Annotated in this window: 22 protein-coding genes; 2 read left to right on the top strand and 20 right to left on the bottom strand. The window is 62.8% G+C overall.

Annotation, left to right across the window (positions count from 1 at the left end; all coding sequences use genetic code 11):
* Window position 1 precedes the first annotated feature (1 nt).
* Window positions 2-568 (top strand): cob(I)yrinic acid a,c-diamide adenosyltransferase, encoded by a 567-nt coding sequence (locus EGJ09_RS11780; RefSeq protein WP_115273646.1) that lies wholly within the window; start codon window positions 2-4, stop codon window positions 566-568.
* A gap of 42 nt (window positions 569-610) precedes the next feature.
* Here EGJ09_RS11780 and EGJ09_RS11775 read toward each other — a convergent pair whose 3' ends face one another.
* The 4 genes from EGJ09_RS11775 to secA form a co-directional block, all read right to left on the bottom strand.
* A complete protein-coding gene (locus EGJ09_RS11775) occupies window positions 611-1,555 on the bottom strand; it encodes a Nudix family hydrolase (RefSeq protein ID WP_125923881.1) in 945 nt (314 codons plus the stop codon).
* On the bottom strand, window positions 1,552-2,184 hold the full coding sequence (locus EGJ09_RS11770) for a glutathione S-transferase family protein (protein WP_046784860.1): 633 nt from the start codon (window positions 2,182-2,184) through the stop codon (window positions 1,552-1,554). The genes EGJ09_RS11775 and EGJ09_RS11770 overlap by 4 nt, the downstream gene beginning before the upstream one ends.
* A 119-nt stretch (window positions 2,185-2,303) precedes the next feature.
* Entirely contained in the window at window positions 2,304-3,521 is a 1,218-nt protein-coding gene (argJ, locus tag EGJ09_RS11765; protein ID WP_125923880.1) for a bifunctional glutamate N-acetyltransferase/amino-acid acetyltransferase ArgJ, read from the bottom strand.
* 187 nt (window positions 3,522-3,708) lie between these two features.
* Window positions 3,709-6,444 (bottom strand): preprotein translocase subunit SecA, encoded by a 2,736-nt coding sequence (gene secA, locus EGJ09_RS11760; RefSeq protein WP_046784858.1) that lies wholly within the window; start codon window positions 6,442-6,444, stop codon window positions 3,709-3,711.
* A 311-nt stretch (window positions 6,445-6,755) separates the two neighbouring features.
* Here secA and EGJ09_RS11755 point away from each other — a divergent pair, with 311 nt between their 5' ends.
* Entirely contained in the window at window positions 6,756-7,211 is a 456-nt protein-coding gene (locus EGJ09_RS11755) for a DUF721 domain-containing protein (RefSeq protein ID WP_115273642.1), read from the top strand.
* A gap of 75 nt (window positions 7,212-7,286) precedes the next feature.
* Here the strand turns inward: EGJ09_RS11755 and lpxC are convergent, their stop codons facing one another.
* The 16 genes from lpxC to mraZ all read right to left on the bottom strand — a co-directional run bounded on the left by lpxC (window position 7,287) and on the right by mraZ (window position 25,088).
* On the bottom strand, window positions 7,287-8,198 hold the full coding sequence (gene lpxC / locus EGJ09_RS11750; protein ID WP_039603495.1) for a UDP-3-O-acyl-N-acetylglucosamine deacetylase: 912 nt from the start codon (window positions 8,196-8,198) through the stop codon (window positions 7,287-7,289).
* A 112-nt stretch (window positions 8,199-8,310) separates the two neighbouring features.
* Window positions 8,311-9,507, bottom strand: coding sequence for a cell division protein FtsZ (ftsZ, locus tag EGJ09_RS11745; RefSeq protein ID WP_003251871.1), 1,197 nt, complete (start codon window positions 9,505-9,507; stop codon window positions 8,311-8,313).
* Between the two features lie 55 nt (window positions 9,508-9,562).
* Entirely contained in the window at window positions 9,563-10,819 is a 1,257-nt protein-coding gene (gene ftsA, locus EGJ09_RS11740) for a cell division protein FtsA (RefSeq protein ID WP_012312872.1), read from the bottom strand.
* Window positions 10,820-10,833: 14 nt separating this feature from the next.
* On the bottom strand, window positions 10,834-11,703 hold the full coding sequence (locus tag EGJ09_RS11735) for a cell division protein FtsQ/DivIB (RefSeq protein WP_012312871.1): 870 nt from the start codon (window positions 11,701-11,703) through the stop codon (window positions 10,834-10,836).
* Window positions 11,704-11,709: 6 nt separating this feature from the next.
* Window positions 11,710-12,666, bottom strand: a complete 957-nt coding sequence (locus EGJ09_RS11730) for a D-alanine--D-alanine ligase (protein WP_046784855.1) — start codon at window positions 12,664-12,666, stop codon at window positions 11,710-11,712.
* Window positions 12,663-14,111, bottom strand: coding sequence for a UDP-N-acetylmuramate--L-alanine ligase (gene murC / locus EGJ09_RS11725; RefSeq protein ID WP_125923879.1), 1,449 nt, complete (start codon window positions 14,109-14,111; stop codon window positions 12,663-12,665). Before murC ends, EGJ09_RS11730 begins: the two co-directional genes overlap by 4 nt.
* Window positions 14,104-15,183, bottom strand: a complete 1,080-nt coding sequence (gene murG, locus EGJ09_RS11720; protein WP_115273641.1) for an undecaprenyldiphospho-muramoylpentapeptide beta-N-acetylglucosaminyltransferase — start codon at window positions 15,181-15,183, stop codon at window positions 14,104-14,106. The genes murC and murG overlap by 8 nt, the downstream gene beginning before the upstream one ends.
* Entirely contained in the window at window positions 15,173-16,387 is a 1,215-nt protein-coding gene (gene ftsW, locus EGJ09_RS11715; protein ID WP_046784852.1) for a putative lipid II flippase FtsW, read from the bottom strand. The genes murG and ftsW overlap by 11 nt, the downstream gene beginning before the upstream one ends.
* The gene (murD, locus tag EGJ09_RS11710; protein ID WP_046784851.1) at window positions 16,384-17,730 is read right to left on the bottom strand and encodes a UDP-N-acetylmuramoyl-L-alanine--D-glutamate ligase; all 1,347 of its coding nucleotides are present in this window, start codon (window positions 17,728-17,730) and stop codon (window positions 16,384-16,386) included. The genes ftsW and murD overlap by 4 nt, the downstream gene beginning before the upstream one ends.
* Before the next feature lie 6 nt (window positions 17,731-17,736).
* Entirely contained in the window at window positions 17,737-18,819 is a 1,083-nt protein-coding gene (mraY, locus tag EGJ09_RS11705) for a phospho-N-acetylmuramoyl-pentapeptide-transferase (RefSeq protein WP_012312865.1), read from the bottom strand.
* Window positions 18,819-20,186 carry a UDP-N-acetylmuramoyl-tripeptide--D-alanyl-D-alanine ligase gene (murF, locus tag EGJ09_RS11700; RefSeq protein ID WP_125923878.1) on the bottom strand — a complete coding sequence of 456 codons (1,368 nt, stop codon included), beginning with the start codon at window positions 20,184-20,186 and terminating at the stop codon, window positions 18,819-18,821. Before murF ends, mraY begins: the two co-directional genes overlap by 1 nt.
* A complete protein-coding gene (locus EGJ09_RS11695; protein WP_177433154.1) occupies window positions 20,179-21,669 on the bottom strand; it encodes a UDP-N-acetylmuramoyl-L-alanyl-D-glutamate--2,6-diaminopimelate ligase in 1,491 nt (496 codons plus the stop codon). Before EGJ09_RS11695 ends, murF begins: the two co-directional genes overlap by 8 nt.
* The gene (locus EGJ09_RS11690) at window positions 21,666-23,399 is read right to left on the bottom strand and encodes a penicillin-binding protein 2 (RefSeq protein WP_161872110.1); all 1,734 of its coding nucleotides are present in this window, start codon (window positions 23,397-23,399) and stop codon (window positions 21,666-21,668) included. Before EGJ09_RS11690 ends, EGJ09_RS11695 begins: the two co-directional genes overlap by 4 nt.
* On the bottom strand, window positions 23,399-23,692 hold the full coding sequence (ftsL, locus tag EGJ09_RS11685; RefSeq protein WP_012312861.1) for a cell division protein FtsL: 294 nt from the start codon (window positions 23,690-23,692) through the stop codon (window positions 23,399-23,401). Before ftsL ends, EGJ09_RS11690 begins: the two co-directional genes overlap by 1 nt.
* Window positions 23,689-24,636 carry a 16S rRNA (cytosine(1402)-N(4))-methyltransferase RsmH gene (rsmH, locus tag EGJ09_RS11680; RefSeq protein WP_012312860.1) on the bottom strand — a complete coding sequence of 316 codons (948 nt, stop codon included), beginning with the start codon at window positions 24,634-24,636 and terminating at the stop codon, window positions 23,689-23,691. Before rsmH ends, ftsL begins: the two co-directional genes overlap by 4 nt.
* The gene (mraZ, locus tag EGJ09_RS11675) at window positions 24,633-25,088 is read right to left on the bottom strand and encodes a division/cell wall cluster transcriptional repressor MraZ (RefSeq protein WP_125923877.1); all 456 of its coding nucleotides are present in this window, start codon (window positions 25,086-25,088) and stop codon (window positions 24,633-24,635) included. The genes rsmH and mraZ overlap by 4 nt, the downstream gene beginning before the upstream one ends.
* Window positions 25,089-25,269: the final 181 nt, after the last annotated feature.

The raw sequence follows: 25,269 nt of genomic DNA, 5'->3' as shown, positions 1-25,269 counted from the left end.
CATGGGCTATCGCCTGTCGAAGATTTACACCCGCACCGGTGACACAGGTGAAACCGGCCTGGGCGATGGGCGCAGAGTGCCCAAGGACCACCCGCGGATCGAGGCAATTGGCGAGGTGGACAGCCTTAACAGCCAGCTTGGGCTGCTGCTGGCCGGCCTTGCAGAGCAAGGTCTGGATGAGGTCAGCGAGGTTCTGGCGCCATGCCAGCACCGCCTGTTCGACCTGGGCGGCGAGCTGGCGATGCCCAGTTACAAGGCACTGAACGAGGCCGAGGTGGAACGGCTTGAGGCTGCCATCGATGGGTGGAACGAGGAACTGGGGCCGTTGACGAACTTTATTCTGCCCAGTGGATCGGCGCTGATCGCCCAGGCGCACGTCTGCCGAAGCCTGGCACGCAGTGCGGAACGACGCTGCCAGCAACTGAATGCGGTTGAGCCGCTGGAAGGCGTGGGGCTGGCGTATATCAATCGCCTTTCCGATCTGCTGTTTGTGGCGGCGCGGATCATCGGGCGGCGGCAGGGGGTTGCCGAGGTGTTGTGGCAGGCTGCGGACAAGCCTGCAGGCTGACACCGCAAAGGGGCTGCCTGGCAGCCCCCTGCGACGGCCGCCTCAGGCCTCAGGCCAAAAGGCCCGAATCCCGGCAACACCTTGCGCCCCGGTTTGCCAGGCCCGCTCACGCTCGCCTGGCCCAACACCACCGAGCAGGAACACCGGCTTGCCGAACCCGGCAATCAAGCGCTGAGCCTCATCCCAACCCAGCGGCGAGGCCTCAGGATGCGTCTGCGTCAGCTGCACTGGCGAGAGCGTGACGAAATCCACACCCATCTGCTCAGCCAGTGCCAGCTCTTCAGCACTGTGACAGGACGCTGCCAGCCAACGATCTTTAGGGAAAGGTCGGCCCTTGGCGGCGTATTTGCGCAGTTGCGCAGCCGTCAGGTGCCAGCCTGCCGCGGGGAAGTCGCCCAACCACTCCAGCGGCCCCTTGAGCATCAACTGTGCCTTGCCCGCACATAGCCCCACCGCATCCACCGCCACATCGCGGTACTTGGGGTCGTACATGTCCGGCGCACGCAACTGGATCAGGCGGATGCCGGCGGCAACAGCCTTCTGTATACCCTTGAGCATCTCGGGCACGTCCAGGCCGTCCGGGGTGATCAAGTACTGATCGGGCAGGCGCGCGGCGGCCACGATCGGCTTGTTGGCCTCGGGGAACTCATACTGTGGCAATTCCCTCGGCGACACCCAGGCCAGCGGCTGCCCTTCAGCCCCGTGGGGTTCACCGGTGAACGCTTCGACCTCACGGACATCGAGCAACACCTGTTTGTCCGGGTAGTCGTGGCTGACTTTGATAAGCGCCCGTGAACGGGTCACTTCGATACCCAGCTCTTCGCGAAGCTCGCGAGCCAGCGCCGCTTCGACGCTTTCGCCCTCCTCCACCTTGCCGCCAGGGAATTCCCACAGGCCACCCTGATGCTGGCTGTCGGCCCGTCGGGCAATGAGGATGCGGCCGTCTGTACCGCGAATCACCGCTGCTGCTACATGAATCCGTTTCACCCTTCACGCTCCGCCAGGCCTGCTTGCTGCCAGGCCTTGAAGGCCGGCCATTGGTAAATGGTTTCGATATAGCTCGCAGCCTGCGCTGGCACCTCTACACGGTAAGTACGCAGGCGCACGGCAACCGGGGCGAAGAAGGCATCGGCCAGGGTCGGCTTGCCGAACAGGAACGGGCCGCTGTCCTTGGCCACCAGGCGGCATTCGGACCACAGCGCGACGATACGGTCGATATCCACTTGCACATCCAGCGGGATGTTTTCCAGCGCTTCGTCCCGGGACAGATCGAAGGGCATGGCGCCACGCAGGGCGAAGAAACCGCTGTGCATCTGCGCACAGGCCGAACGGGCCTGGGCACGGGCTGCCACATCGACAGGCCACAAGTGGGCCTCGGGGTGGCGCTCGTTAAGGTATTCAGCGATGGCCAGGGAGTCGGCGATCACCCCGTGCTCGGTCTTGAGCAGCGGCACCTTGCCGGTGGAGGAGAACGCGAGAATGCGCTGACGGGTGTCGGGCTGGTTGAGTTTGATCAGGGTTTCTTCGTAGGGAACGCCGGCCAGCTCAAGGGCCAGGGCGCCGCGTAGCGACCAGGAAGAATACAGCTTGTCGCCGATGATCAGGTGATAGCTCATGGGTCGGCTCCGATGATGTGGCAATGTCGGTGGCCTTGGGGCTGCTGTGCAGCCCATCGCCGGCAAGCCGGCTTCCACAGGTGGCTGCGAGCAGGCTTTTCGGCGATCAGGCCATTGGATCAGGTACGGTATTCGGCGTTGATCTTCACGTATTCGTGGGACAGGTCGGTGGTCCAGATGGTTTCGCTGCACTGGCCACGGCCCAGCTCGATACGGATGGTGATCTCTTCCTGAGCCATCACTGCCGAGCCCTGCTCTTCGGTATAACTCGGGCTGCGGCCGCCTTTGCTGGCGATACACACATTGTCGAGGTACACGTCGATCAGGCTTACATCCAGCGCAGGCACCCCAGCGCGCCCTACGGCAGCAAGGATACGGCCCCAGTTCGGGTCGGAGGCGAACAGCGCGGTCTTGATCAGCGGCGAGTGAGCGACAGCGTAACCGACATCCAGGCACTCCTGATGGTTGCCACCGCCATTGACCTGCACGGTCACGAACTTGGTAGCGCCTTCGCCGTCACGGACGATGGCCTGGGCCACTTCCATGCACACTTCGAACACCGCCTTCTTCAGCGCTTCGAACAGCGCGCCGCTGGCCTCGGTGACTTCCGGCAGGCCCGCTTTGCCGGTGGCGATCAGCATGCAGCAGTCGTTGGTCGAGGTGTCGCCATCGATGGTGATGCGGTTGAACGACTTGTTGGCGCCGTCGAGCATCAGGTCCTTGAGCACGGCCGGGGCAACTTTGGCGTCGGTAGCGATGTAGCCGAGCATGGTGGCCATGTTCGGGCGGATCATGCCGGCGCCTTTGCTGATACCGGTAACGGTGACGGTCACGCCTTCGTGCTGGAACTGGCGGCTGGCGCCCTTGGGCAGGGTGTCGGTGGTCATGATGCCGGTGGCGGCTTCAGCCCAGTTGTTTTCCGACAGGTTGTCCAAAGCGGCCTGCAGGGCACCTTCGATCTTTTCGACCGGCAGCGGCTCACCGATCACACCGGTGGAGAATGGCAACACCGACTCGGCAGGCACGCCGGTCAGCTCCGCAAGCTTGGCGCAAGTGCGCTCAGCGGCGGCCAGCCCCGGCGCGCCGGTGCCCGCGTTGGCGTTGCCAGTGTTGGTCAGCAAGTAACGCACAGTGCCCTGAACGCGTTGCTTGGCAAGGATCACCGGTGCTGCGCAAAAGGCGTTGAGGGTGAACACGCCTGCCACGCTGGAGCCCTCGGCGCAGCGCATGACCACCACATCCTTGCGCCCTGGGCGCTTGATGCCGGCAGAAGCGATGCCGAGTTCAAAACCCGGAACCGGGTGCAGGGTGGGCAAAGGACCAAGACCAACAGCCATTAGAGCGCTCCTAGAAAAACGGTGAAGTGATGAGGAAAGAGCGGGGCCGCTTCGCGCCCCATTCGCGGCACAAGGCCGCTCCTACAGGGACCGCGCCAACCGGTGGGCGAGCGCGATATGTGAGAGCGGCCTTGTGTCGCGAAAGGGCCGCAATGCGGCCCCAGGCTTTTACAAACGTCTGTTCAGATCACTCGATCTGACCATGGCAATGCTTGAACTTCTTGCCCGAACCACACCAGCACGGCTCGTTGCGGCCCAGCTTCTGATCGTTGCGCACCGGGGCAACGGCGACTGCCACTTCGGCACCTTCTTCGCTCAGTTGCTCGCTCTCAAGGCCTGGCGCAGGGGCGTGCTGGAACTGCATACGGCTGGCCAGTTCTTCGGCTTCGCGGCGCAGGCGGGCCTCTTCTTCGACCGGGTCTTCGCGGCGTACCTGAACGTGCGACAGCACGCGGATGGTGTCGCGCTTGATCGACTCGAGCAATTCCTGGAACAGGGTGAAGGATTCGCGCTTGTACTCCTGCTTCGGGTTCTTCTGCGCATAACCACGCAGGTGAATGCCGTGGCGCAGGTGGTCCATGGTCGACAGGTGGTCTTTCCACAGGTCGTCCAGCACGCGCAGCAGGATCTGCTTCTCGAAGGTGCGCAGGGCGTCGATGCCGGCCTGGTCTTCCTTCTCGTTGTAGGCGTCGGTGATTTCCTTCAGCAGCTTCTCGCGCAGGGTCTCCTCGTAGAGGTGATCGTCCTCGTCGAGCCACTGCTGGATAGGCAGCTTGATGGCGAAGTCGCTGGCCAGCGAAGCCTCCAGGCCGGCAACGTCCCACTGTTCGGGCAGCGACTGCGGCGGGATGTGCTGGCTGATGGTGGCATCGAGCACTTCCTGACGGAACTCGGCGATGGTGTCACCGATGTTTTCGGCAGCCAGCAGGCTGTTGCGCATGTGGTAGATCACCTTGCGCTGTTCGTTGGCCACGTCATCGTATTCGAGCAGTTGCTTACGAATATCGAAGTTGCGCCCTTCGACCTTGCGCTGCGCCTTTTCGATGGCGTTGGTGACCATGCGGTGTTCGATGGCCTCACCGGACTGCATGCCCAGTGCTTTCATGAAGTTCTTCACCCGATCGGAGGCGAAGATACGCATCAGGCTGTCTTCCAGCGACAGGTAGAAACGGCTTGAACCCGGGTCGCCCTGACGGCCGGAACGGCCACGCAGCTGGTTGTCGATACGGCGCGATTCGTGGCGCTCGGAGGCGATCACGTGCAGGCCACCGGACTCGATCACCTGCTGGTGACGCTTCTGCCAGTCGGCCTTGATCTGGGCGATCTGCTCGGGGCTTGGGTTCTCCAGGGCAGCCACTTCGGCTTCCCAGTTACCGCCCAGAAGAATGTCGGTACCACGACCGGCCATGTTGGTGGCGATGGTCAGTGCACCCGGAGCCCCCGCTTGCGCGATGATCTCGGCTTCCTTTTCGTGGTACTTGGCGTTCAGGACCTTGTGCTCGATGCCTTCCTGCTTCAGCAGGTTCGACATGTGCTCGGAGGTTTCAATGGTCGCAGTACCCACCAGAACCGGACGGCCCTGGGTCATGCTTTCCTTGATGTCGGCAATGATCGCGGCGTACTTCTCGTCCGCGGTCAGGTACACCAAGTCGTTGAAGTCCTTACGCGCCAGCGGCTTGTTCGGCGGAATCACCATCACGTTGAGGCCGTAGATCGACTGGAACTCGAACGCTTCGGTGTCGGCGGTACCGGTCATGCCGGACAGCTTGGTGTACAGACGGAAATAATTCTGGAAGGTGGTCGAAGCCAGGGTCTGGCTCTCGGCCTGGATGTTCAGGTTCTCTTTCGCCTCGATGGCCTGGTGCAGGCCTTCGGACAGACGACGGCCAGGCATGGTACGGCCGGTGTGCTCGTCGATCAGCAGGACCTGACCGTCCTGAACGATGTACTCGACATTGCGGTGGAACAGTTTGTGCGCACGCAGGCCGGCATAGACATGGGTCAGCAGGCCCAGGTTGTGCGACGAGTAGAGGCTCTCGCCCTCAGCCAGCAGGCCGGACTGGGTGAGCATCTCTTCGATGAACTGGTGACCGGCTTCGTTGAGCTCGACCTGGCGGCTCTTCTCGTCGATGGAGAAATGGCCTTCCTGGGTGACCTGGCCTTCGACTTCTTCGATGTGCTGGGTCAGGCGCGGGATCAGGCGGTTGATCTCGATGTACAGCTTGGAGCTGTCTTCTGCCTGGCCGGAGATGATCAGCGGCGTACGGGCTTCGTCGATGAGGATCGAGTCGACTTCGTCGATCACGGCGAAATTCAGTTCACGCTGGAATTTCTCTTCCAGGCTGAAAGCCATGTTGTCGCGCAGGTAGTCGAAACCGAACTCGTTGTTGGTGCCGTAGGTGATATCGGAGGCATACGCAGCGCGCTTTTCCTCTGGTGGCTGGAAGGCCGAGACGATGCCTACGGACAGACCGAGGAATTCGTACAGAGGGCGCATCCAGTTGGCGTCGCGGCGGGCCAGGTAGTCGTTGACCGTGACCACGTGCACCCCTTTGCCGGAAAGGGCGTTGAGGTAAACGGCCAGGGTACCGACCAAGGTCTTGCCTTCACCGGTGCGCATTTCTGCGATCATGCCCTCGTGCAGGGTCATGCCGCCGATCAGCTGCACATCGAAGTGGCGCATGCCCATCACCCGCTTGCCGGCTTCACGGGCCACGGCGAAGGCTTCAGGCAGCAGTTGGTCCAGTGTCTCGCCTTTGGCCAGACGCTCCTTGAACTCTGCGGTTTTGGCGCGCAGTTGCTCATCGGAGAGGGCGACCATTTTCTCTTCGAAGGCATTGACGATGTTCACCGTCTTGAGCATGCGTTTGACTTCACGCTCGTTCTTGCTTCCAAAAAGTTTCTTTAACAAAGGCGCAAACATATCGGCAGGATCTTCCACACGTAGGGATGGAGGGCGGCCCCATGAGTCGCCCGTGCAGCCCTTGGGCCGCATGCGAACGAGCATTCTACCCGGAAACGATGGTGAGGAAAGTGGTGGATTTCCACGATGCTGGCACAGCGCTTTGGCGGGGGCGTTTCTAAGATAAGGGCATTTTCGCTGAGTTCAACCCGGAGCATCATGAAACGTATCGAGAATGACTCGTATGCTGTCTGTGTGCGATGGCGCTGGCGCCGTCAGTGGGGCCGATAGAGGTGTTAGACTGCCAATCTTGTAACCTGATGCGACCCCCCATGGCCTACAAACCCTCCCCCGCCCAGCCCCCTTCGGCACTGCTGCGCCAGGTGCGCCCGCTGCGCCTGTTGCTGAACCAGGCCGAACGCCTGGCGCACCTGCAGCGCCTGCTGGAAAGCCAGTTGCAACCGGCAGCCCGCGAGCACTGCCACGTGGCTTCGTGGCGCGACGGCACGCTGCTGCTGGTGGTCACGGACGGGCATTGGGCCACCCGCCTGCGCTATCAGCAGAAGCGCCTGATGCGTCAGCTGCAGGCGCTGGAAGCGTTCGGCAACCTTCAGCGCATCCTTTACAAGGTGCAGCCGCCGCTGGTTCCGGCCAAGCGCGGCGGTAACATGACCGAGCTGTCGACCAATGCCGCCGAAGGCATTCGGGGTTCCGCCGAAGGCATCACCGACCCCAAACTGCGTGAAGCACTGGAACGCCTGGCCAGTCACGCCAAGGGCAAGGGTTGAGTCAGCAGGCCTGAGCACAACCCATAAAAAAGGCCACCCGAAGGTGGCCTTAATCACTAGAGAGAGTGTTCGAACTTACACGGCCGCAACAGGGCGCATATAAGAGATCGGTGCCGTACTGGCATCTTCGAAAGTGACCACTTCCCAGGCATCGGTTTCATTGATCAGCTTGCGCAGCAGCTGGTTGTTCAGCGCGTGCCCGGACTTGTAGCCCTTGAACTCGCCAATCAGGCTGTTGCCCAGCAGGTAAAGGTCGCCGATGGCGTCGAGGATCTTGTGCTTGACGAACTCGTCTTCGGAGCGAAGGCCGTCTTCGTTAAGTACACCGGTCTCATCGACAACGATGGCGTTCTCGACACTGCCACCCAGCGCAAGGTTGTGCTTGCGCAGGTACTCGATGTCACGCATGAAGCCGAAAGTACGGGCGCGACTGACTTCCTTGACAAACGAAGTGCTGGAGAAGTCGACAACGGCGCTCTGGGTCTGGCCCTTGAGGACCGGGTGATCGAAGTCGATCTCGAAGCTCACCTTGAAGCCTTCGAAAGGCAGGAAGGTAGCGCGCTTGTCGCCCTCCTCCACTGTCACTTCACGCAGGATGCGGATGAACTTCTTGGCTGCGTCCTGCTCTTCCAGGCCGGCAGACTGAATCAGGAATACGAAGGGACCGGCGCTGCCATCCATGATCGGAACTTCCGAGGCGGAGAGCTCGACGTAGGCGTTATCGATGCCCAACCCCGCCATGGCGGAAAGCAGGTGCTCGACGGTATCGACCTTGACGTCACCGTTGACCAGCGTGGTGGACATGGTGGTCTCACCGACGTTGGCCGCACGTGCCGGGATCTCGACCACAGGGTCGAGGTCGGCGCGACGGAAGACGATGCCGGTATCGACAGGCGCAGGCTTGAGGGTCAGATAGACCTTCTCCCCGGAGTGCAGGCCGACGCCTGTGGCACGGATGGTATTCTTCAGGGTGCGTTGTCTAATCATGGCATTGGCCGCTTCAGCGCAAATTGCGAACAGGTATCAACAAAGGCTGAGGATGATAACAGACCCGGCCTTTGCTGAACACCAATCACCCTTATACCCCTGATAAATTCCATTAATCGGCCTGACGACGCAGGAAGGCCGGGATATCCAGGTAGTCCAAGTCATCCTGAGGGTTGAGTTTAGCTGCTGCGGCAGCGCCTGCGTGGGCCTGGTTGCGCATCACGGTCGGACGCTCCAGGTCACGGTAGTTGACCGCTGGCTGCTCCTGACGAACAGGGGCCGGGTTGGAGGCCTCGTACGCCTGCTGGGCAGTCTGCAGTGTGTTGTCGACCACCTTGACCGGCTTCTCGATACGCGCGCCCAGGCCAGTGGCCACCACGGTCACGTGCAGCTCATCGCGCATGTCAGGGTCGATCACGGTGCCCACCTTGACCATCGCGTGGTCGGAGGCGAAGGCTTCGATGATGCTACCCACATCGGAGTACTCGCCCAGCGACAGGTCAGGGCCTGCGGTGATGTTCACCAGGATGCCGCGGGCGCCCTGCAGGTTGACGTCTTCGAGCAGCGGGTTGCGGATTGCCGCCTCGGTGGCTTCGCGAGCACGGTTCGGGCCGCTGGCGCAACCAGTACCCATCATCGCCATGCCCATCTCACCCATCACGGTGCGCACGTCGGCGAAGTCGACGTTGATCATGCCGGGGCGCTTGATGATGTCGGAAATACCGCGAACGGCACCGGCCAGTACATCGTCAGCCTTGGCAAAGGCGGACAGCAGGCTGGCATCCTTGCCCAGGATGGTCAGCAGCTTCTCGTTGGGAATGGTGATCAGCGAGTCGACGCTCTCGGCCAGCATGCGGATGCCTTCATCGGCGATCTGCATACGTTTGCGACCTTCGAACGGGAACGGACGGGTCACCACGGCAACCGTGAGAATGCCCATTTCCTTCGCCACTTCGGCGATGATCGGCGCTGCACCGGTACCGGTACCGCCGCCCATGCCGGTGGTGATGAACACCATGTTGGTGCCCTGCAGCACCTCGGCGATGCGCTCACGGTCTTCCAGAGCAGCCTGACGGCCGACTTCCGGATTGGCACCGGCACCAAGGCCTTTGGTGACCCCGGTACCCAGTTGCAGGATGGTGCGCGCGCCGATGTTTTTCAGCGCCTGAGCATCGGTGTTGGCGCAGATGAACTCGACGCCTTCGATGCTGCTTTTCACCATGTGGTTGACGGCGTTGCCGCCGCCACCGCCGACACCGATCACCTTGATGACCGGGCTTTGCGGGACGTTGTCTACGAGCTCGAACATTTTCCCTCTCCTTTCAGTTCTCTAGTTGTCGCGCCTACCACTACTGCTTTGAAACTTAGAAGTTGCCCTGAACCCACCGCTTGAAGCGCTCAAGCACTGGGGCCTTCGGTTCATCGCCATAGCTGTTGCTGCTGCTGTTACCGGTCAGGGGCAAGTCTTCGGACTGCTTCTGCAGGCCGTAAGCGAGCAAGCCCACGCCGGTGGAATAGATCGGGTTGCGCACCACGTCGCTCAGCCCCCGAACGCTGTGCGGTACGCCCAGGCGTACCGGCATGTGGAAGATTTCTTCGGCCAGTTCCACGGCGCCTTCCATCTTCGCGGTGCCGCCGGTGAGGACGATGCCGGCCGGCACCAGGTCCTCGTAACCGCTGCGGCGCAGCTCGGCCTGGATCAGCGTGAAAAGCTCGTCGTAACGGGGCTCTACCACCTCGGCCAGGGCCTGGCGCGACAGTTCGCGCGGTGGGCGGTCGCCCACGCTCGGCACCTTGATGGTCTCGCCGGCGCCGGCCAGTTTGGCCAAGGCGCAGGCGTAACGGATCTTGATTTCCTCGGCGTACTGGGTGGGTGTACGCAGGGCCATGGCGATGTCGTTGGTGACCTGGTCGCCGGCAATCGGGATGACCGCAGTGTGACGGATCGCGCCTTCGGTGAAGATGGCGATGTCGGTGGTGCCGCCGCCGATGTCCACCAGGCACACACCGAGCTCTTTCTCATCGTCGGTCAGCACCGAGTAGGCCGAGGCCAGTTGCTCGAGGATGATGTCGTCGATTTCCAGGCCACAACGGCGCACGCACTTCTCGATGTTCTGCGCCGCGTTGACCGCGCAAGTGACCACGTGAACCTTGGCTTCCAGGCGCACGCCAGACATGCCCAGCGGCTCGCGCACACCTTCCTGGTTATCGATCACGTAATCCTGCGGCAGGGTGTGCAGCACGCGCTGGTCAGCCGGAATGGCCACGGCCTGGGCAGCGTCAAGCACACGCTCGAGGTCGGCAAGGCTGACCTCGCGGTCGCGAATGGCGACGATGCCGTGGGAGTTCAGGCTGCGGATATGGTTGCCGGCCACGCCGACGAACGCCGAGTGGATGCGGCAGCCAGCCATCAGCTGCGCTTCTTCCACTGCGCGCTGGATCGACTGCACGGTGGACTCGATGTTCACCACCACGCCCTTCTTCAGGCCGCGGGAAGGGTGAGTACCGATCCCGACGATCTCCAGGGTACCGTCTTCGCCTACTTCACCCACCAGCGCCACCACCTTGGAGGTGCCAATGTCCAGCCCGACGATCATTTTGCCGCTATGCGCGTTTGCCATGGTCCTGCCTCTCTCTAATTCTTCGCAACGGCGGGTTGGGCCGTCGTCGGTGCGTTCGGTTCCCGCCAACCAACGGCAAGTCCGTTGGAATAACGCAGATCAATGCGGGCGATGTTGGTGATCTGCTCTTTGAGTGTCTTGTCGTAAATGGCAATGAAACGGCGCATCTTCTCCACCAGATGATCGCGCCCCAGCAGCAGCTCGACGCCCTGCCCGGTGCTGCCCGCACCGGTGGTCAGGAACCAGCTGCCACGCTCGCGCAGCTCCAGGCGAGCGATGGAAAAGCCCAAGGGGCGCAGCATCTGGCTCAAAACCTGATACTGCTGCATGACTTGCTGCTGGGCACGCTGCGGCCCGGCCAACTGCGGCAGATGCTCGTAGTTGGCCAGCTCGCGCGGGGTGAAGGCCTGGCCCTGGTTGTTGAGCAAGGCTTCCTCACCCCAGCGTGCCACCGGCAACTGTTCTTCCAGGCGAATCACCACCTCGTCCGGCCAAACCCGGCGTACTTCGGCGTGGGCGATCCATGGCATCTGTTCGAGCTCGGCTCGCATCGCCGTGAGGTCGACGCTGAAGAAACTCGCTGCCACGTATGGCGCGATCCGCTGCTGCACCGACTGCTGACTGATGTAACTGAGGTCGCCCTGCACGTCGATCTTGGTGATCGGCCGGTCGGCGTACGGCATCAGGCGAATGGCGCCCTCGTAGGCGCCAAAGCCTGCGGCCACCAGCAACACCGGCCACAGCAGGCGCTTGAGGCCGCCCAGGCTGGGCCGCGGCAGGCGCGCCGATACGGGCTCGTCGGCCACCAGTCGGCTGGCACCACGCGGCACCGGCTTGCTACGGCCGGTAACGGGTTGCTGCTGACGTATCATTGCGCCTTGCATGGTTTGTTAACCTCGCGTCGCTACGCTGTCGGCCAGGATCGCCAGCACCAGTTGCTGGAAGTCCAGACCGGCCGCGCGGGCCGCCATGGGCACCAGGCTATGATCAGTCATGCCCGGTGCGGTGTTTACTTCGAGCAGCCAGAACCGGCCCTGCTCGTCCTGCATCACGTCCAGACGGCCCCAGCCTTCAATGCCGATGGCATCGCAGGCGCGCGCGGTCAGGTCGATAAGCTCCTGCTCCTTGGCACTGTCCAGCCCGCACGGAATGCGGTACTGGGTGTCATTGGCGATGTACTTGGCGTCGTAGTCGTAGAACACGTGCGGAGTGCCCAGGGCGATCGGCGGCAGCACCTGGCCACGCAGAACGGCAATGGTGAACTCCGGGCCGTGAATCCATTGCTCGACCAGCACCTGAGAATCGTATTTGGCGGCGTCTTGCCAGGCAGCGACCAGTTCCTGCTCGCTGTTCACCTTGGCCATGCCGATGCTAGAGCCTTCATGGGCAGGTTTGACGATCAGCGGGAAGCCCAGTTCCGTACCGGCTACAACACAATCTTCTTCGCTGGCCAGCACAGCATGACGCGGGGTCGGAATGCCCAGGCTTTGCCATACCTGCTTGGTCCGCAGCTTGTCCATGGCCAGGGCCGAGGCGAGAATGCCACTGCCGGTGTAGGGAATGCCCAGGCACTCCAGCAGGCCTTGCATGCTGCCATCCTCACCGCCGCGGCCGTGCAGGATGATGAAGGCACGGTCGATCTTCTCGCTTTGCAGGCGGGCCAGCAGGTCGTCGCCCACGTCGATGGCGACCACGTCGACACCGGCGCTGCGCAGCGCCTCGATCACGGCAGCGCCCGACTTGAGCGAGACTTCACGCTCGGCGCTCTTGCCGCCGTACAGTACAGCGACACGACCGAACGCGTTGACGTCCAGGGTCGAATGCAGTTTCTCGTAGGCGCTGGTCATTTCGACTTCTCCTGCTTGGCGCCAGCGAACAGCGGGCTTTTCATCAATTGCGGGGCCAGGCCACCGACATCGCCGGCACCTTGGCACAGCAGGATGTCACCGGCACGCAGCAGCGGCTTGACCAGCGGTGCCAGCTCGGCGCCGCGTTCGATGTAGATCGGGTCCAGCTTGCCGCGCTGGCGGATGCTGTGACACAGCTGACGGCTGTCGGCACCGGGTATCGGCTCTTCACCGGCCGGGTACACCTCCATCAGCAGCAGCACGTTGGCATCGCCCAGCACCTGCACGAAATCGTCGTACAGGTCACGAGTGCGGCTGTAACGGTGTGGCTGGTAGACGATGACCAGGCGACGGCTTGGCCAGCCACCGCGCACAGCCTTGATCACCGCCGCCACTTCGGTCGGGTGGTGGCCGTAGTCGTCGACCAGCATCACGCTGCCGCCTTCAACCGGCAGTTCGCCGTACACCTGGAAGCGTCGACCGACACCCTGGAAGCCCGAAAGCCCCTGCACGATGGCTTCGTCGCTGATGCCTTCGTCGGTGGCGATGGCGATGGTGGCCAGGGCATTGAGCACGTTGTGGTTACCCGGCATGTTGACCGACACTTCCAGCGGCTCACGATCACGGCGCAGTACGGTGAAGTGGGTCTGCATGCCCTTCTGGCTGACGTTGATCGCGCGGATGTCGGCCTCTTCGCTGAAACCGTAGGTCACGGTCGGGCGCTTGACCTGTGACAGGATCTCACGCACCACCGGGTCATCCAGGCACATCACGGCCAGGCCGTAGAACGGCAGGTTGTGCAGGAACTCGACGAAGGTTTTCTTCAGCTTGTTGAAGTCACCCTCGTAGGTGGCCATGTGGTCGGCGTCGATGTTGGTGACCACAGCAACCATCGGCTGCAGGTGCAGGAAGCTGGCGTCGCTTTCGTCGGCTTCGGCGATCAGGTAACGGCTGGTACCCAACTGCGCATTGGTGCCGGCAGCGGTCAGGCGGCCACCGATGACGAACGTCGGGTCCAGGCCACCGGCGGCAAATACCGAGGCCAGCAGGCTGGTGGTGGTGGTTTTGCCATGGGTACCGGCAACCGCCACACCATGGCGGTAGCGCATCAGCTCAGCGAGCATTTCGGCACGCGGCACCACGGGAATGCGCCGTTCAAGCGCAGTGGCGACTTCCGGGTTGGCCGGGTTGATGGCGCTGGACACCACCAGTACATCGGCATTGGCGGCGTTTTCGGCACGGTGGCCAACGAAGATCTCGGCACCGAACGACTCCAGGCGCTGGGTAACCGGCGACACCTTGAGGTCGGAGCCGGACACTTCATAGCCCAGGTTCAGCAGCACTTCGGCAATACCGCACATGCCCACGCCGCCGATACCGACGAAGTGGATACGATGAATACGGCCCATCTTCGGCTGGGGCATGGCTTTCTGGCTTTCAACCATGGGCCACCTCCAGGCAGATATCGACCACGGTGCTGGTTGCGGAAGGTTTGGCAAGGCCCCGTGCGGTGCGTGCCATGGTGTTGAGTTTCTCGGGTTGCATCAGCACCTCGTTCAGGCGTTCAGCGAGTTGCGCTGCGCCAGTTGTCGCTTGTGGCATGAGGAAGGCGGCGCCTTCCCGAGCCAGATATTGGGCGTTATGGGTCTGGTGGTCGTCGATGGCATGGGGCAAAGGCACCAGCATCGAAGGCAGGCCGGCCGCCGCGAGCTCGCTGACGGTCAGGGCACCGGCCCGGCACACCACCAGGTCGGCCCAGCTGTAGGCGTGGGCCATGTCCTTGATGAACGGCTCTACCTGAGCCTCGACACCCGCCTCTTGATAACGCTCGGCGGTGATCGGCGCGTGGTGCTTGCCGGCCTGATGGAACACCTCGGGCCGCAGGTCAGCGGGCACCTCGGACAGGGCCTTAGGCAACAATTTGTTCAATGGTTCCGCACCCAGGCTGCCACCCATGACCAACAGGCGGGCACGGCGCTCGCCCAGGGGCGCTCGCTGCGCGTCCATGAACAGCTCAGGGCGCACCGGATTGCCGGTGGTACGCAGCTTTTCGCCAGCTTCAAACGTGCCTGGGAAAGCCTCGCAGACACGCGCCGACAACGGCACCAGCAGGCGATTGGCGGTACCGGCGCGGGCGTTCTGTTCGTGAATCACCAGCGGCACACCGCACAGACGCGCGGCGACGCCGCCAGGGCCGGTCACATAGCCACCGAAGCCGATCACGCAGACCGGCTTGAGCTGGCCAATGATACGCCGCGCCTGGAGCACGGCCTTGACCAGGGTGAACGGTGCCTTGAGCAGCGACAGCTTGCCCTTGCCACGCAAGCCGCTGACCTGGATCAGGTGCAGCGCCAGGCCGGCCTGGGGGACCAGCTCATTCTCGATGCCACGGGGGGTGCCCAGCCAGTGCACGGTATAGCCGCGCGCCTGGAACTCACGTGCGCAGGCCAGGGCCGGGAACACATGGCCTCCGGTGCCGCCCGCCATGATCAGTACGTTTTTGCCGTCAGCGGCCATGACTGGTCTCCTCGGCAAAATCGCTTTCGCTGAATTCGTGTTCCTCGCTGCCCAGGTGCGTGCGGCTTTCCCATTCGATACGCAGCAACAAGCCGACGCAGGCACAGCAGATCACCAGGGAGCTGCCCCCGTAACTGAGGAAGGGCAAGGTCAGGCCCTTGGTCGGCAGCAAGCCGACGTTCACGCCAATGTTGATCAGGAACTGGCCAATCCACAGGAACGCCAGGCCAAATGCCATGTAGGCGGCAAAGTACTGCTTGGCCTTCTCGGCCCACAGTCCGATGTAGAGGGCGCGCACGGTCACGAATACGAACAGCGCGATGGTCACCAGCGAACCGACCACGCCCAACTCCTCGGCGAGTACCGAGAACACGAAGTCGGTGTGCGCTTCAGGCAGGTAGAACTGCTTTTGCACACTGTTGCCCAGCCCTACGCCCAGCCACTCGCCGCGGCCGAAGGCGATCAATGCCTGGGTCAACTGGTAACCAGAGCCGAACTGGTCGGACCAGGGGTCGGTAAAAGTGATCAGGCGCGCCATCCGGTAGGGCTGCGCCTGCACCAGCACGAACACTGCGACCACCGCCAGCACCACCATCAGGCTGAAGCGGAACAACCCTACGCCGCCGAGGAACAGCATGGCTGCGGCAGCGCCCATCATGACCACGGTGGCACCGAAGTCCGGCTCCATCAGCAGCAGGCCGGCCATCGGCAGCAGCACGATGAACGGTTTGAAAAAGCCCATCCAGCTTTCGCGCACTTCGGTCTGCCGACGTACCAGGTAGCCGGCGAGATAAATGACCACGAAGACCTTGGCGATCTCCGAAGGCTGGACGTTGAAGAAGCTGAAGCCGATCCAGCGCATCGAGCCGTTCACTTCCCGACCGATGCCAGGCACCAGCACCAGTACCAGCAGGCCAAAGGCGCCAACCAGCATCATGAAGCCCATGCGCTGCCACGTGGCGATCGGCACCAGCAGGGTCGCACCACAGGCGACCAGGCCAATGGCCACGTAAACCAGATGGCGGAACATGTGGTACAGCGGGTTGCCTGACTGTACTGCGGCCACCTCCGACGACGCCGAGGTGATCATCACCAGGCCCAGGCCGAGTAGCGCCAGGCAGCCGGCCAGGAAGGCGAAGTCGAGGTCGATGCCACGGCCGCTGATAAGCGGCGACGGGTACGGCTTGAGGATGCCGAAGATCATGCCAGCCCTCCCGCCGCCTGGGCGAACAGCCGCCCGCGTTCTTCAAAGTTCTTGAACATGTCGAGGCTGGCGCACGCCGGCGACAGCAACACGGCGTCACCCGGCAGAGCCAGCTCGGCGCATTGCTGCACGGCCTCGTCCAGCGTCTTGACCCGCACCAGCGGCACGGCATCACCTAGCACCTCGGCCAGGCGTTCGGCATCACGGCCGAGCAACACAACGGCGCGGCAAAAACGTGCCACCGGCTCACGCAGGGCGGCAAAATCGGCACCCTTGCCGTCGCCGCCGGCGATCAGCACCAGCTTGCCGTCGATATCCGCGCCCAGGCCTTCGATGGCGGCCAGGGCAGCACCGACGTTGGTCGCCTTGGAATCGTCGTACCAGCTCACACCGTTGCGCGCACGCACCCATTGGCAACGATGGGCCAGGCCGCCGAATTCGCGCAGGGCTTCGAGCATCGGCTCGAACGGCAGACCGGCGGCATGCCCGAGGGCCAGGGCCGCCAGGGCGTTGCTCTGGTTGTGGGCACCCCGAATTTTCAGGTCACGGACCGGCATCAGTGCCTGGAACTCGAAAGCCAGGTACTTCTCGCCCTCGACTTCACGCAAGCCGAAGGCCTTGAAGTCCGGCTGATTCAGGCCAAAGCTCCAGCACGGGCGATTTTCGACCGGCAACGGCCGGCTCAGGGCATCCTGGCGGTTCACCACCACTTGGCGGGCGCCACGGAATATCCGGTGCTTGGCCAGGTGATAGGCCGGCAGGCCGCTGTAGCGGTCCATGTGGTCTTCGCTGATGTTCAGCACGGTGGCAACTTCGGCATTGAGCTGGTCGGTGGTTTCCAGCTGGAAGCTCGACAGCTCCATGACATACAACTCGACATCATCACTGAGCAGGTCCAGGGCCGGTGTACCCAGGTTGCCGCCGACGGCCACGCGCTTGCCGGCCTTGGCGGCCATCTCGCCGACCAGGGTGGTTACCGTGCTTTTCGCATTGGAGCCACTGATCGCCACGATCGGCGCCTTGGCATGGCGGGCGAACAGTTCGATGTCACCGGACAGCTTCACGCCACGCGCAGCCGCCTGCTGCAGGGCCGGCGTGGCCAGTGCCAGGCCTGGGCTCACGTACAACTCGTTGGCGCGGCACAGGAAGTCCACGTCCAGTTCACCACAGCGTACTTCCACCTGCGGGTAATCACGGCGCAGGGTGTCCAGTTCCGGCGGTTGCTCGCGGGTGTCGGCGACCGCAAAGGCAATGCCCTGGTTCGCCAGGAAGCGAACCAGGGACATGCCGCTCTTGCCGAGGCCGACAACGATGCGGAATTGGTCGGAAGCGATCAGTGACACGCTCGTCTACCTCAGTTTCAGGGTTGCAAGGCCGATCAGCACCAGAATCACGGTGATGATCCAGAAACGGACAATCACCCGTGGTTCAGGCCAACCCTTGAGTTCAAAGTGGTGGTGGATCGGTGCCATGCGGAACACGCGCTTGCCGGTCAGCTTGAAGGAAGCCACCTGGATCACCACCGACAGGGTTTCCATCACGAAGATGCCGCCCATGATGAACAGCACGATTTCCTGGCGCACGATCACGGCGATGGTGCCCAGTGCAGCGCCCAGCGCCAGCGCGCCGACGTCACCCATGAACACCTGGGCCGGATAGGTGTTGAACCACAAAAAGCCCAGGCCGGCGCCGATCAGCGCGCCGCAGAACACGATGAGCTCACCTGAACCCGGCACATAAGGAATGAGCAAGTACTCAGCGAACTTCACGTTACCCGACAGGTAGCAGAAGATGCCCAGCGCACCGCCAACCATCACCGTCGGCATGATCGCCAGGCCATCGAGGCCATCGGTCAGGTTGACCGCATTGCTCGAGCCGACGATGACGAAGTAGGTGAGGACGACGAAGCCGATGCCCAGCGGGATGGTAACGTCCTTGAGGAACGGCACGATCAGGGTGGTTTCGACTGTGGTCGGGGCCGTCTGGTACAGGAAGATCGCCGCCGTCAGGCCGAACACCGACTGCCAGAAGTACTTCCAGCGGCTAGGCAGGCCGCGCGAGTTCTTTTCGATCACCTTGCGGTAGTCGTCGACCCATCCGATGGCGCCGAACAGCAGCGTGACGATCAGTACCGTCCACACATAGCGGTTCGACAGGTCGGCCCACAGCAGGGTGCTGATGCCGATGGCGGACAGGATCAAGGCACCACCCATGGTTGGCGTGCCGGATTTGGACAAGTGCGATTGCGGGCCGTCATTACGGACGGCCTGACCGATCTGGCGGATCTGCAGGGTACGGATCATCCACGGGCCCAGCCACAGCGCCAGCGACAACGCGGTCAGTACGCCAAGGATCCCGCGCAGGGACAGGTACTGGAAGACCGCGAAGCCTTTGTGGAACTGTTGCAGATACTCAGCCAACAGCAGCAGCATTAATGTTTCTCCCCGCTGGCACCGCACAATGCAGCCACGACGTTTTCCATCGCAGCGCTGCGCGAGCCCTTGATCAAGATAGTGGTGTTGCTGGCAGTTTCGGCACGAACGGCCTCGATCAGCTCAGCTTGAGTTGCGAAATGACGGCCATTGGCGCCGAACGCCTTGACCGCATGTGTCATGTTGGTACCCACTGCATACAGGGCATCGACCTTACCGCGCGCGTAATCGCCCACCTGACGGTGGCCTTCTTCGGCCCACTGCCCCAGCTCGCCGATATCCCCCAGCACCAGAACGGTGCGACCGGAAAAGCCGGCGAGTATATCAATGGCCGCGCACATCGAGGTGGGATTTGCGTTGTAACTGTCATCGATCACGCGCACGCCATTCGGGGCGATTTGCGCCACGGTACGGCCCTTGACCGGCTGCATGGCGTTCAGGCCGGCGGCAATGCCGCTCAGGCTCAGACCAACGGCATGGGCGGCGGCGGCGGCGGCCAAGGCGTTGCTGACGTTATGCTCACCGAGCACACTGAGCTGCACGGCCACCGATGCGCCGGCGCCATGCAGTGTGAACGACGGGCAACCCCGCGCGTCGCGCCCGATGTCGGTGGCATGGAAGTCGGCGCGGGCGTCGCTGCGGGCAAAGCTGATGACCTTGTGCGCACCCGCACGCGCCTTCCAGATGGCAAAGGCCTTGTCGTCCAGGTTGAGGATGGCCGTGCCACCCTCGCCCAGCCCTTCGAGAATCTCGCCCTTGGCTTCAACGATCTTCTCTGGCCCGCCGAACTCGCCGACGTGGGCAGTACCTGCGTTGTTGATGATGACCACCTGTGGCTGGGTGAGGCCCACGGTGTAGCGGATCTCGCCAATGCGCGAAGCGCCCAGCTCAATGACGGCGGCGCTGTGCTGCGGGGCAATTTCCAGCAGGGTCAGCGGTGCACCCAGGTCGTTGTTCAGGTTGCCACGGGTGGCATGAACAGGGCCACGGGTACGCAGGATGCAGGCAAGCATCTCTTTGACCGTGGTCTTGCCGCTGGAGCCGGTGATCGCTACCACAGGTTTGTCGTAGCCGGCACGGTTCAGCGCACCAAGCTGGCCGAGGGCCAGACGACTGTCGGCAACCACCAGTTGCGGCAGGTCGACATCGGCCACTTCACGCTCCACCAGCGCTGCCACAGCCCCCTTGGCCTGCACATCGGCCAGGTAGTCGTGGCCATCGAAACGCGGCCCCGCCAGGGCGACGAACAACTGCCCGGCGCCGACGCTGCGGCTGTCGATGCTGACACCGCTGAAGCTGGCGTCTGCGCCGACCAGGCGAGCGCTCAGTGCTGCGGTCAGCTGGCTGAGTGTCATGGGCTTAAGCATGTGGAGCCTCCCAGGCTGCAAGTGCCTTTTCGGCTTCGACCAAGTCGGAGAAGTCATGGCGCTGGCCATTGATTTCCTGGTAATCCTCGTGCCCCTTGCCGGCCAGGACGATGACGTCCGAGGCGGCAGCAGAAGCGATCAGGTGTGCAATGGCCTCGCCACGGCCAGCGATGAACTCGACCTCGGCGGGCCGGGCAAAACCAGGGCGAATGTTGTTGAAGATGGCCTGCGGGTCTTCGGTACGTGGGTTATCGTCAGTGACCAGTACACGGTCAGCCAGGCGCTCGGCCACCTCGGCCATCAGCGGACGCTTGCCACGATCGCGATCGCCGCCACAACCGAACAGGCACAGCAATTGGCCGTGGGCGTGCGGGCGCAGGGCCTGGAGTACTTTTTCCAGGGCGTCAGGAGTGTGCGCGTAGTCGACCACCACCAGCGGCTTCTCACCACCGCCAAGGCGCTGCATGCGGCCCACCGGGCCCTGCAATTGCGGGGTGACCTTGAGGATTTCATCCAGCGAATAATCCAGAGCCATCAGAGTGGCCACGGCCGCGAGCATGTTGCTCAAGTTGAAGCGGCCCAGCAGCTGGCTGCGCAAGGTGCGCTCACCCTGGGCAGTGACGATGATGGCGCGTACGCCATCGTCGTCGAATTTGGCTTCACGGCAATACAAGGAAGCGTCGGAGTTTTCCAGGCTATAGCTGAGCAAACGGGTCTCGATATGATCGACACTCGGACGACGGGCAAAATCAGCCGCCAGGCGACGCCCGAATCCGTCATCCAGGTTGACCACCTGGCAACGCAGGCCAGGCCAGGCGAAAAGCTTGGCCTTCGCGGCCTCATAGGCCTCCATGCTGCCGTGATAGTCCAGATGATCACGGGACAGGTTGGTCATCACCGCGATATCGAATTCCAGCGCAGCAACACGACCCTGTTCCAGGGCGTGCGAGGATACTTCCATCGCCACAGCCTTGGCGCCAGCCTTTTTCAGATCATAAAGGGTCGACTGCACCGCAATCGGGTCTGGCGTGGTCAACCGACCGCTCTGCAACTCACCATGAAACCCGGTACCCAGGGTGCCGATCAGGCCGCACCGCTGGCCAAGTGCATCGAGCGCCTGGGCCACCAGCTGAGTGACGCTGGTCTTGCCGTTGGTGCCGGTAACCCCGACCAGGTTCAGCTGACGGCTCGGCTCGCCATAGAAGCGGCCGGCAATATCCGACAGCTGGGCGATCAGGCCTTTGACCGGGATCAGCGGCACATCGGTGATCGGCAGCACATGGGTGCCCTGCTGTTCGTAAGCGACTGCGGCGGCACCACGGGCCAGCGCGTCGCTGATATGGTCACGGCCATCGACCTTGGCCCCCGGCACGGCCAGGAACAGGTCACCTGCGCGCACAGCACGGCTGTCCAGGGTCAGCTCACGGATCAGCGGGTCGCGACTGGCGTGGGCGAAAAGCTTGCTCAATGGCATTGTCATCATCCACGCCCTCCCTTGGCGGGTACTGCATTGACTTGTTGCGGGTCGGCAGGCGGTGGCAGGTTATCTGGCGGCACATTCATCAGCCGCAGGGTGCCCGACATGACGTTGCTGAACACCGGCGCCGATACCAGACCACCGAAATAACCGCCTTTCCTCGGCTCGTCGATGACCACGACAATGGCGTAACGCGGGTCGCTCATCGGGCCGAAGCCGGCGAACAGCGAGCGGTAGGCGTTTTCGGTGTAGCCCTTGGCGCCAACTGTGGCTTTACGTGCGGTACCGGACTTGCCGGCCACGTGATAGAACGGCACCTGGGCACGGAATACCCCGCGCGGCGCCTCGATCACTTGCTGCAACATGCCTTGCACGGTCTCGGCGGTGTCCTTTGGAATGGCCTGGACTGCCTCGGGCGCCTTGTCGACCTTGAGGATCGACAGCGGCACCATCTTGCCGTCGTTGGCCAGCGCCGCGTAGGCATGCACCAGCTGCAGGGCGGTAACCGAGACGCCGTAGCCATAGGACAAGGTCGCGGTTTCGGCCTTGCGCCACTCGCGATGATTGGGCAGGTTGCCAACGCGCTCACCCGGGAACCCAAGGCCGGTGTACTGGCCAAGGCCGACCTGGGACATGACCCGGTAGATGGCTTCGCCGCCGATATCGAAGGCGATCTTGCTCATGCCGACGTTACTGGAGTTGATCAGGATGCCTGTCAGGTCGAGGATCGGCCCCTCGCTCCTGGACACGTCCTTGATGGTGTAGCGGCCGATCTGCAAGCTGCCCGGGTACACCTCGACCTTGTCGGTGGGCTTCCAGCGCCCACTCTCCAATGCGGCGCTCATGGAGATCGGTTTGACCGTGGAGCCTGGCTCGAACACGTCGATGATCGCCCGGTTACGCATCGCCGCCGGGAACATGGTGCGACGGTTGTTCGGGTTGTAGGTCGGCTGGTTGACCATCGCCAGGACCTCACCGGTCTTGACGTCCATGATCACCAGGCTGCCGGCCTTGGCGTCCTGTTCGGCGATTGCGTTACGCAGTTCGCGAGTGGCCAGGTATTGCAGGCGCAGGTCGATGGACAACGCCAAGGTCTTGCCGGCCTTGGCGTTCTTGGTTACCTGAATGTCCTTGATCAAGCGGCCGCGCCGGTCCTTGATCACTTGCCGCTTGCCGGGCACCCCGGCCAGCCATTCATCGTAGGCCAGTTCCACCCCTTCGCGGCCATGGTCATCCAGGTCGGTGAAACCGACCATGTGCGCGGTGACATCACCGGCGGGATAGAAGCGGCGGAATTCTTCAAGGCCGTATACACCCGGCACTTTCAGGTCGAGCACATGCTGCCCCTGCTCCGGGGTCAGGCCGCGGACCAGGTAGATGAATTCTTTGCTGGCCTGCTGGGTCAGGCGCTCGCTCAGCTGTTGGGCGTTTTGCCCCAGTGCTGCGGCCAGTTGCGGCCAGCGCTCCTTGGAGGCTTGCATTTCCTTGGGGTTGGCCCACAAGGTGGTGACAGGCGTACTGACGGCCAGAGGCTCACCATTGCGATCGGTAATCAGACCACGGTGTGCCGGAATAGGGATATGACGCAGGCTGCGGGCATCACCCTGGCCCTTGAGGAAGTCACGGTCGACCACCTGCAGGTCGATGATGCGCCAGCAGATGGCACCGACCATCAACGCCAGCAAGCCGATCACCACGCGGAAGCGCCAGGGGTAGAGCGCGCCTTCGAGCTTCATCATGGCGCCACCATCCGTACTTCGTCGGCGGCAGGCACGTGCATCTTCAGCTGCTCGGAAGCCAGGTTCTCGATGCGGCTGGCAGCGGTCCAGGTGCTTTGTTCAAGGATCAGCCGGCCCCACTCGGCCTGGGCCTTGTCGCGCTCATTCAACTCGCCGTACAGGGTGTTGAGCAACTGGCGATTCCAGTGGGCGCTGTACGATACGGCAATGGCCGAAACAAGCACGCCAACGAACAGCAGAAGCATCAGGAAGCTTCCGCCTGGCAAAGGTTTGGCGAATAGCCGGCTCACCGAAGCTTCTCCGCCACCCGCATCACGGCGCTGCGCGACCGCGGGTTGGCCTTGAGCTCGGCTTCGGAAGCAAACTGGGCCTTGCCGATCAGACGGATTTTCGGCTCGAAGACCTTGTGCTGAACCGGCAGGTTGCGCGGCAGGTTGTCCGCTTCACCCTTGACCAGTTTGCGCATGAACAGCTTGACGATGCGGTCTTCCAGGGAATGGAAGCTGATCACCGCCAGACGGCCGCCAACTTCCAGCGCATCGAGCGCGGCCTCAAGGCCGGCCTCAAGATCGCCCAGCTCGTTGTTGACGTGAATGCGCAGGCCCTGGAAGGCACGGGTAGCCGGATTTTTACCTTTTTCCCAGGCAGGGTTGGCGACCTTGAGCACTTCGGCCAAGTCCGCAGTACGCGTGAACGGCTGCTTTTCGCGGCGCTCTACCACGGCACGCGCCATGCGCCCGGCAAAACGCTCCTCGCCGTACTCTTTGAAAACGCGGGCAATTTCCTCAACCGGCGCGGTGGCGATGAACTCGGCAGCACTGATGCCCTGGTCGGGGTTCATGCGCATGTCCAGCGGGCCGTCATTGAGGAAACTGAAACCGCGCTCGGGGTCGTCCAGCTGGGGCGAGGACACGCCCAGATCAAGCAGGATACCGCTGACCTTGCCAGCCAGCCCGCGCTCGGCCACTTCCGCGCCCAGTTCGGCAAAACTGCGCTGCACAATGACAAAGCGGCCGTCTTCGGCCGCCAGCGCTTGCCCCGTGGCAATCGCTTGAGGATCTTTGTCGAAGCCCAGCAGCCGCCCTTGCGGCCCGAGCTTGCTGAGGATCAGACGGCTGTGCCCGCCGCGGCCGAAGGTGCCGTCGAGATAGCAACCGTCGGCGCGCAGGGCCAATGCCTCGACAGCTTCGTCGAGCAGGACGGTGATGTGGTTGAAGCCGCTATCTATGGTCACAGGATCAGGTCACGTAAATCGTCGGGCATGGCGCCCGGTTGTTGGATAGCTGCAAGGTCGGCTGCCGAAACTGCGTTCCAGGCATCCTCATCCCACAGCTGGAATTTGTTCAACTGCCCCACCAGCATCGCCTTCTTGTCCAGCTTGGCGTACTCCCGCAGGCGGGGCGGTACCAGGAAACGGCCACTGCCGTCGAGCTCCAGGTCCACCGCATTACCGATCAGCAAACGCTGCAGGCGGCGGTTTTCCTCACGCAACGACGGCAAGGCACGCAACTTGGCTTCAATCTGCTCCCACTCATCGAGGGGATAAACACACAAGCAGGTGTCGACGGCGTCGATGGTCACGATCAGCTGACCATTGCAACGCGAATCGAGCTCGTCACGGTACCGGCTCGGCATGGCGAGACGGCCCTTTGCATCGAGGCTGACGGCGTTGGCTCCGCGGAACACGGCTGCGATTCCCCACAATGGTAGCTTTTTTGTGCCAGAAAACCCACTTCATCCCACTTTCTGCCACTTGCGCACACTATAGGAATCCGTCCGCTGCACCGTCAAGGCGCGTTCATAGGGAAAACCCTTACAGGACCGAGATTTAGCTCGATAAAGGAAAAAGGAAGGAGTACTGGGGGCA

This window comes from Pseudomonas sp. p106 (assembly GCF_003936645.1).
In the GTDB taxonomy this organism is placed as follows: domain Bacteria; phylum Pseudomonadota; class Gammaproteobacteria; order Pseudomonadales; family Pseudomonadaceae; genus Aquipseudomonas; species Aquipseudomonas putida_E.
This window is presented reverse-complemented; position numbering and strand designations above follow the sequence as displayed.

Excerpts from the sequence above, each read along its gene's own strand:
- murG (WP_115273641.1), bottom strand. The coding sequence starts at position 15,183 with ATGGCCGCTGACGGCAAAAACGTACTGATCATGGCGGGCGGCACCGGA.
- secA (WP_046784858.1), bottom strand. The coding sequence starts at position 6,444 with ATGTTTGCGCCTTTGTTAAAGAAACTTTTTGGAAGCAAGAACGAGCGT.
- murF (WP_125923878.1), bottom strand. The coding sequence starts at position 20,186 with ATGCTTAAGCCCATGACACTCAGCCAGCTGACCGCAGCACTGAGCGCT.
- ftsA (WP_012312872.1), bottom strand. The coding sequence starts at position 10,819 with ATGGCAAACGCGCATAGCGGCAAAATGATCGTCGGGCTGGACATTGGC.
- EGJ09_RS11695 (WP_177433154.1), bottom strand. The coding sequence starts at position 21,669 with ATGATGACAATGCCATTGAGCAAGCTTTTCGCCCACGCCAGTCGCGAC.
- EGJ09_RS11690 (WP_161872110.1), bottom strand. The coding sequence starts at position 23,399 with ATGAAGCTCGAAGGCGCGCTCTACCCCTGGCGCTTCCGCGTGGTGATC.
- lpxC (WP_039603495.1), bottom strand. The coding sequence starts at position 8,198 with ATGATTAGACAACGCACCCTGAAGAATACCATCCGTGCCACAGGCGTC.
- EGJ09_RS11780 (WP_115273646.1), top strand. The coding sequence starts at position 2 with ATGGGCTATCGCCTGTCGAAGATTTACACCCGCACCGGTGACACAGGT.
- argJ (WP_125923880.1), bottom strand. The coding sequence starts at position 3,521 with ATGGCTGTTGGTCTTGGTCCTTTGCCCACCCTGCACCCGGTTCCGGGT.
- murC (WP_125923879.1), bottom strand. The coding sequence starts at position 14,111 with ATGGTTGAAAGCCAGAAAGCCATGCCCCAGCCGAAGATGGGCCGTATT.
- mraY (WP_012312865.1), bottom strand. The coding sequence starts at position 18,819 with ATGCTGCTGCTGTTGGCTGAGTATCTGCAACAGTTCCACAAAGGCTTC.
- EGJ09_RS11730 (WP_046784855.1), bottom strand. The coding sequence starts at position 12,666 with ATGACCAGCGCCTACGAGAAACTGCATTCGACCCTGGACGTCAACGCG.
- EGJ09_RS11755 (WP_115273642.1), top strand. The coding sequence starts at position 6,756 with ATGGCCTACAAACCCTCCCCCGCCCAGCCCCCTTCGGCACTGCTGCGC.
- ftsW (WP_046784852.1), bottom strand. The coding sequence starts at position 16,387 with ATGATCTTCGGCATCCTCAAGCCGTACCCGTCGCCGCTTATCAGCGGC.
- EGJ09_RS11735 (WP_012312871.1), bottom strand. The coding sequence starts at position 11,703 with ATGCAAGGCGCAATGATACGTCAGCAGCAACCCGTTACCGGCCGTAGC.
- ftsZ (WP_003251871.1), bottom strand. The coding sequence starts at position 9,507 with ATGTTCGAGCTCGTAGACAACGTCCCGCAAAGCCCGGTCATCAAGGTG.
- EGJ09_RS11770 (WP_046784860.1), bottom strand. The coding sequence starts at position 2,184 with ATGAGCTATCACCTGATCATCGGCGACAAGCTGTATTCTTCCTGGTCG.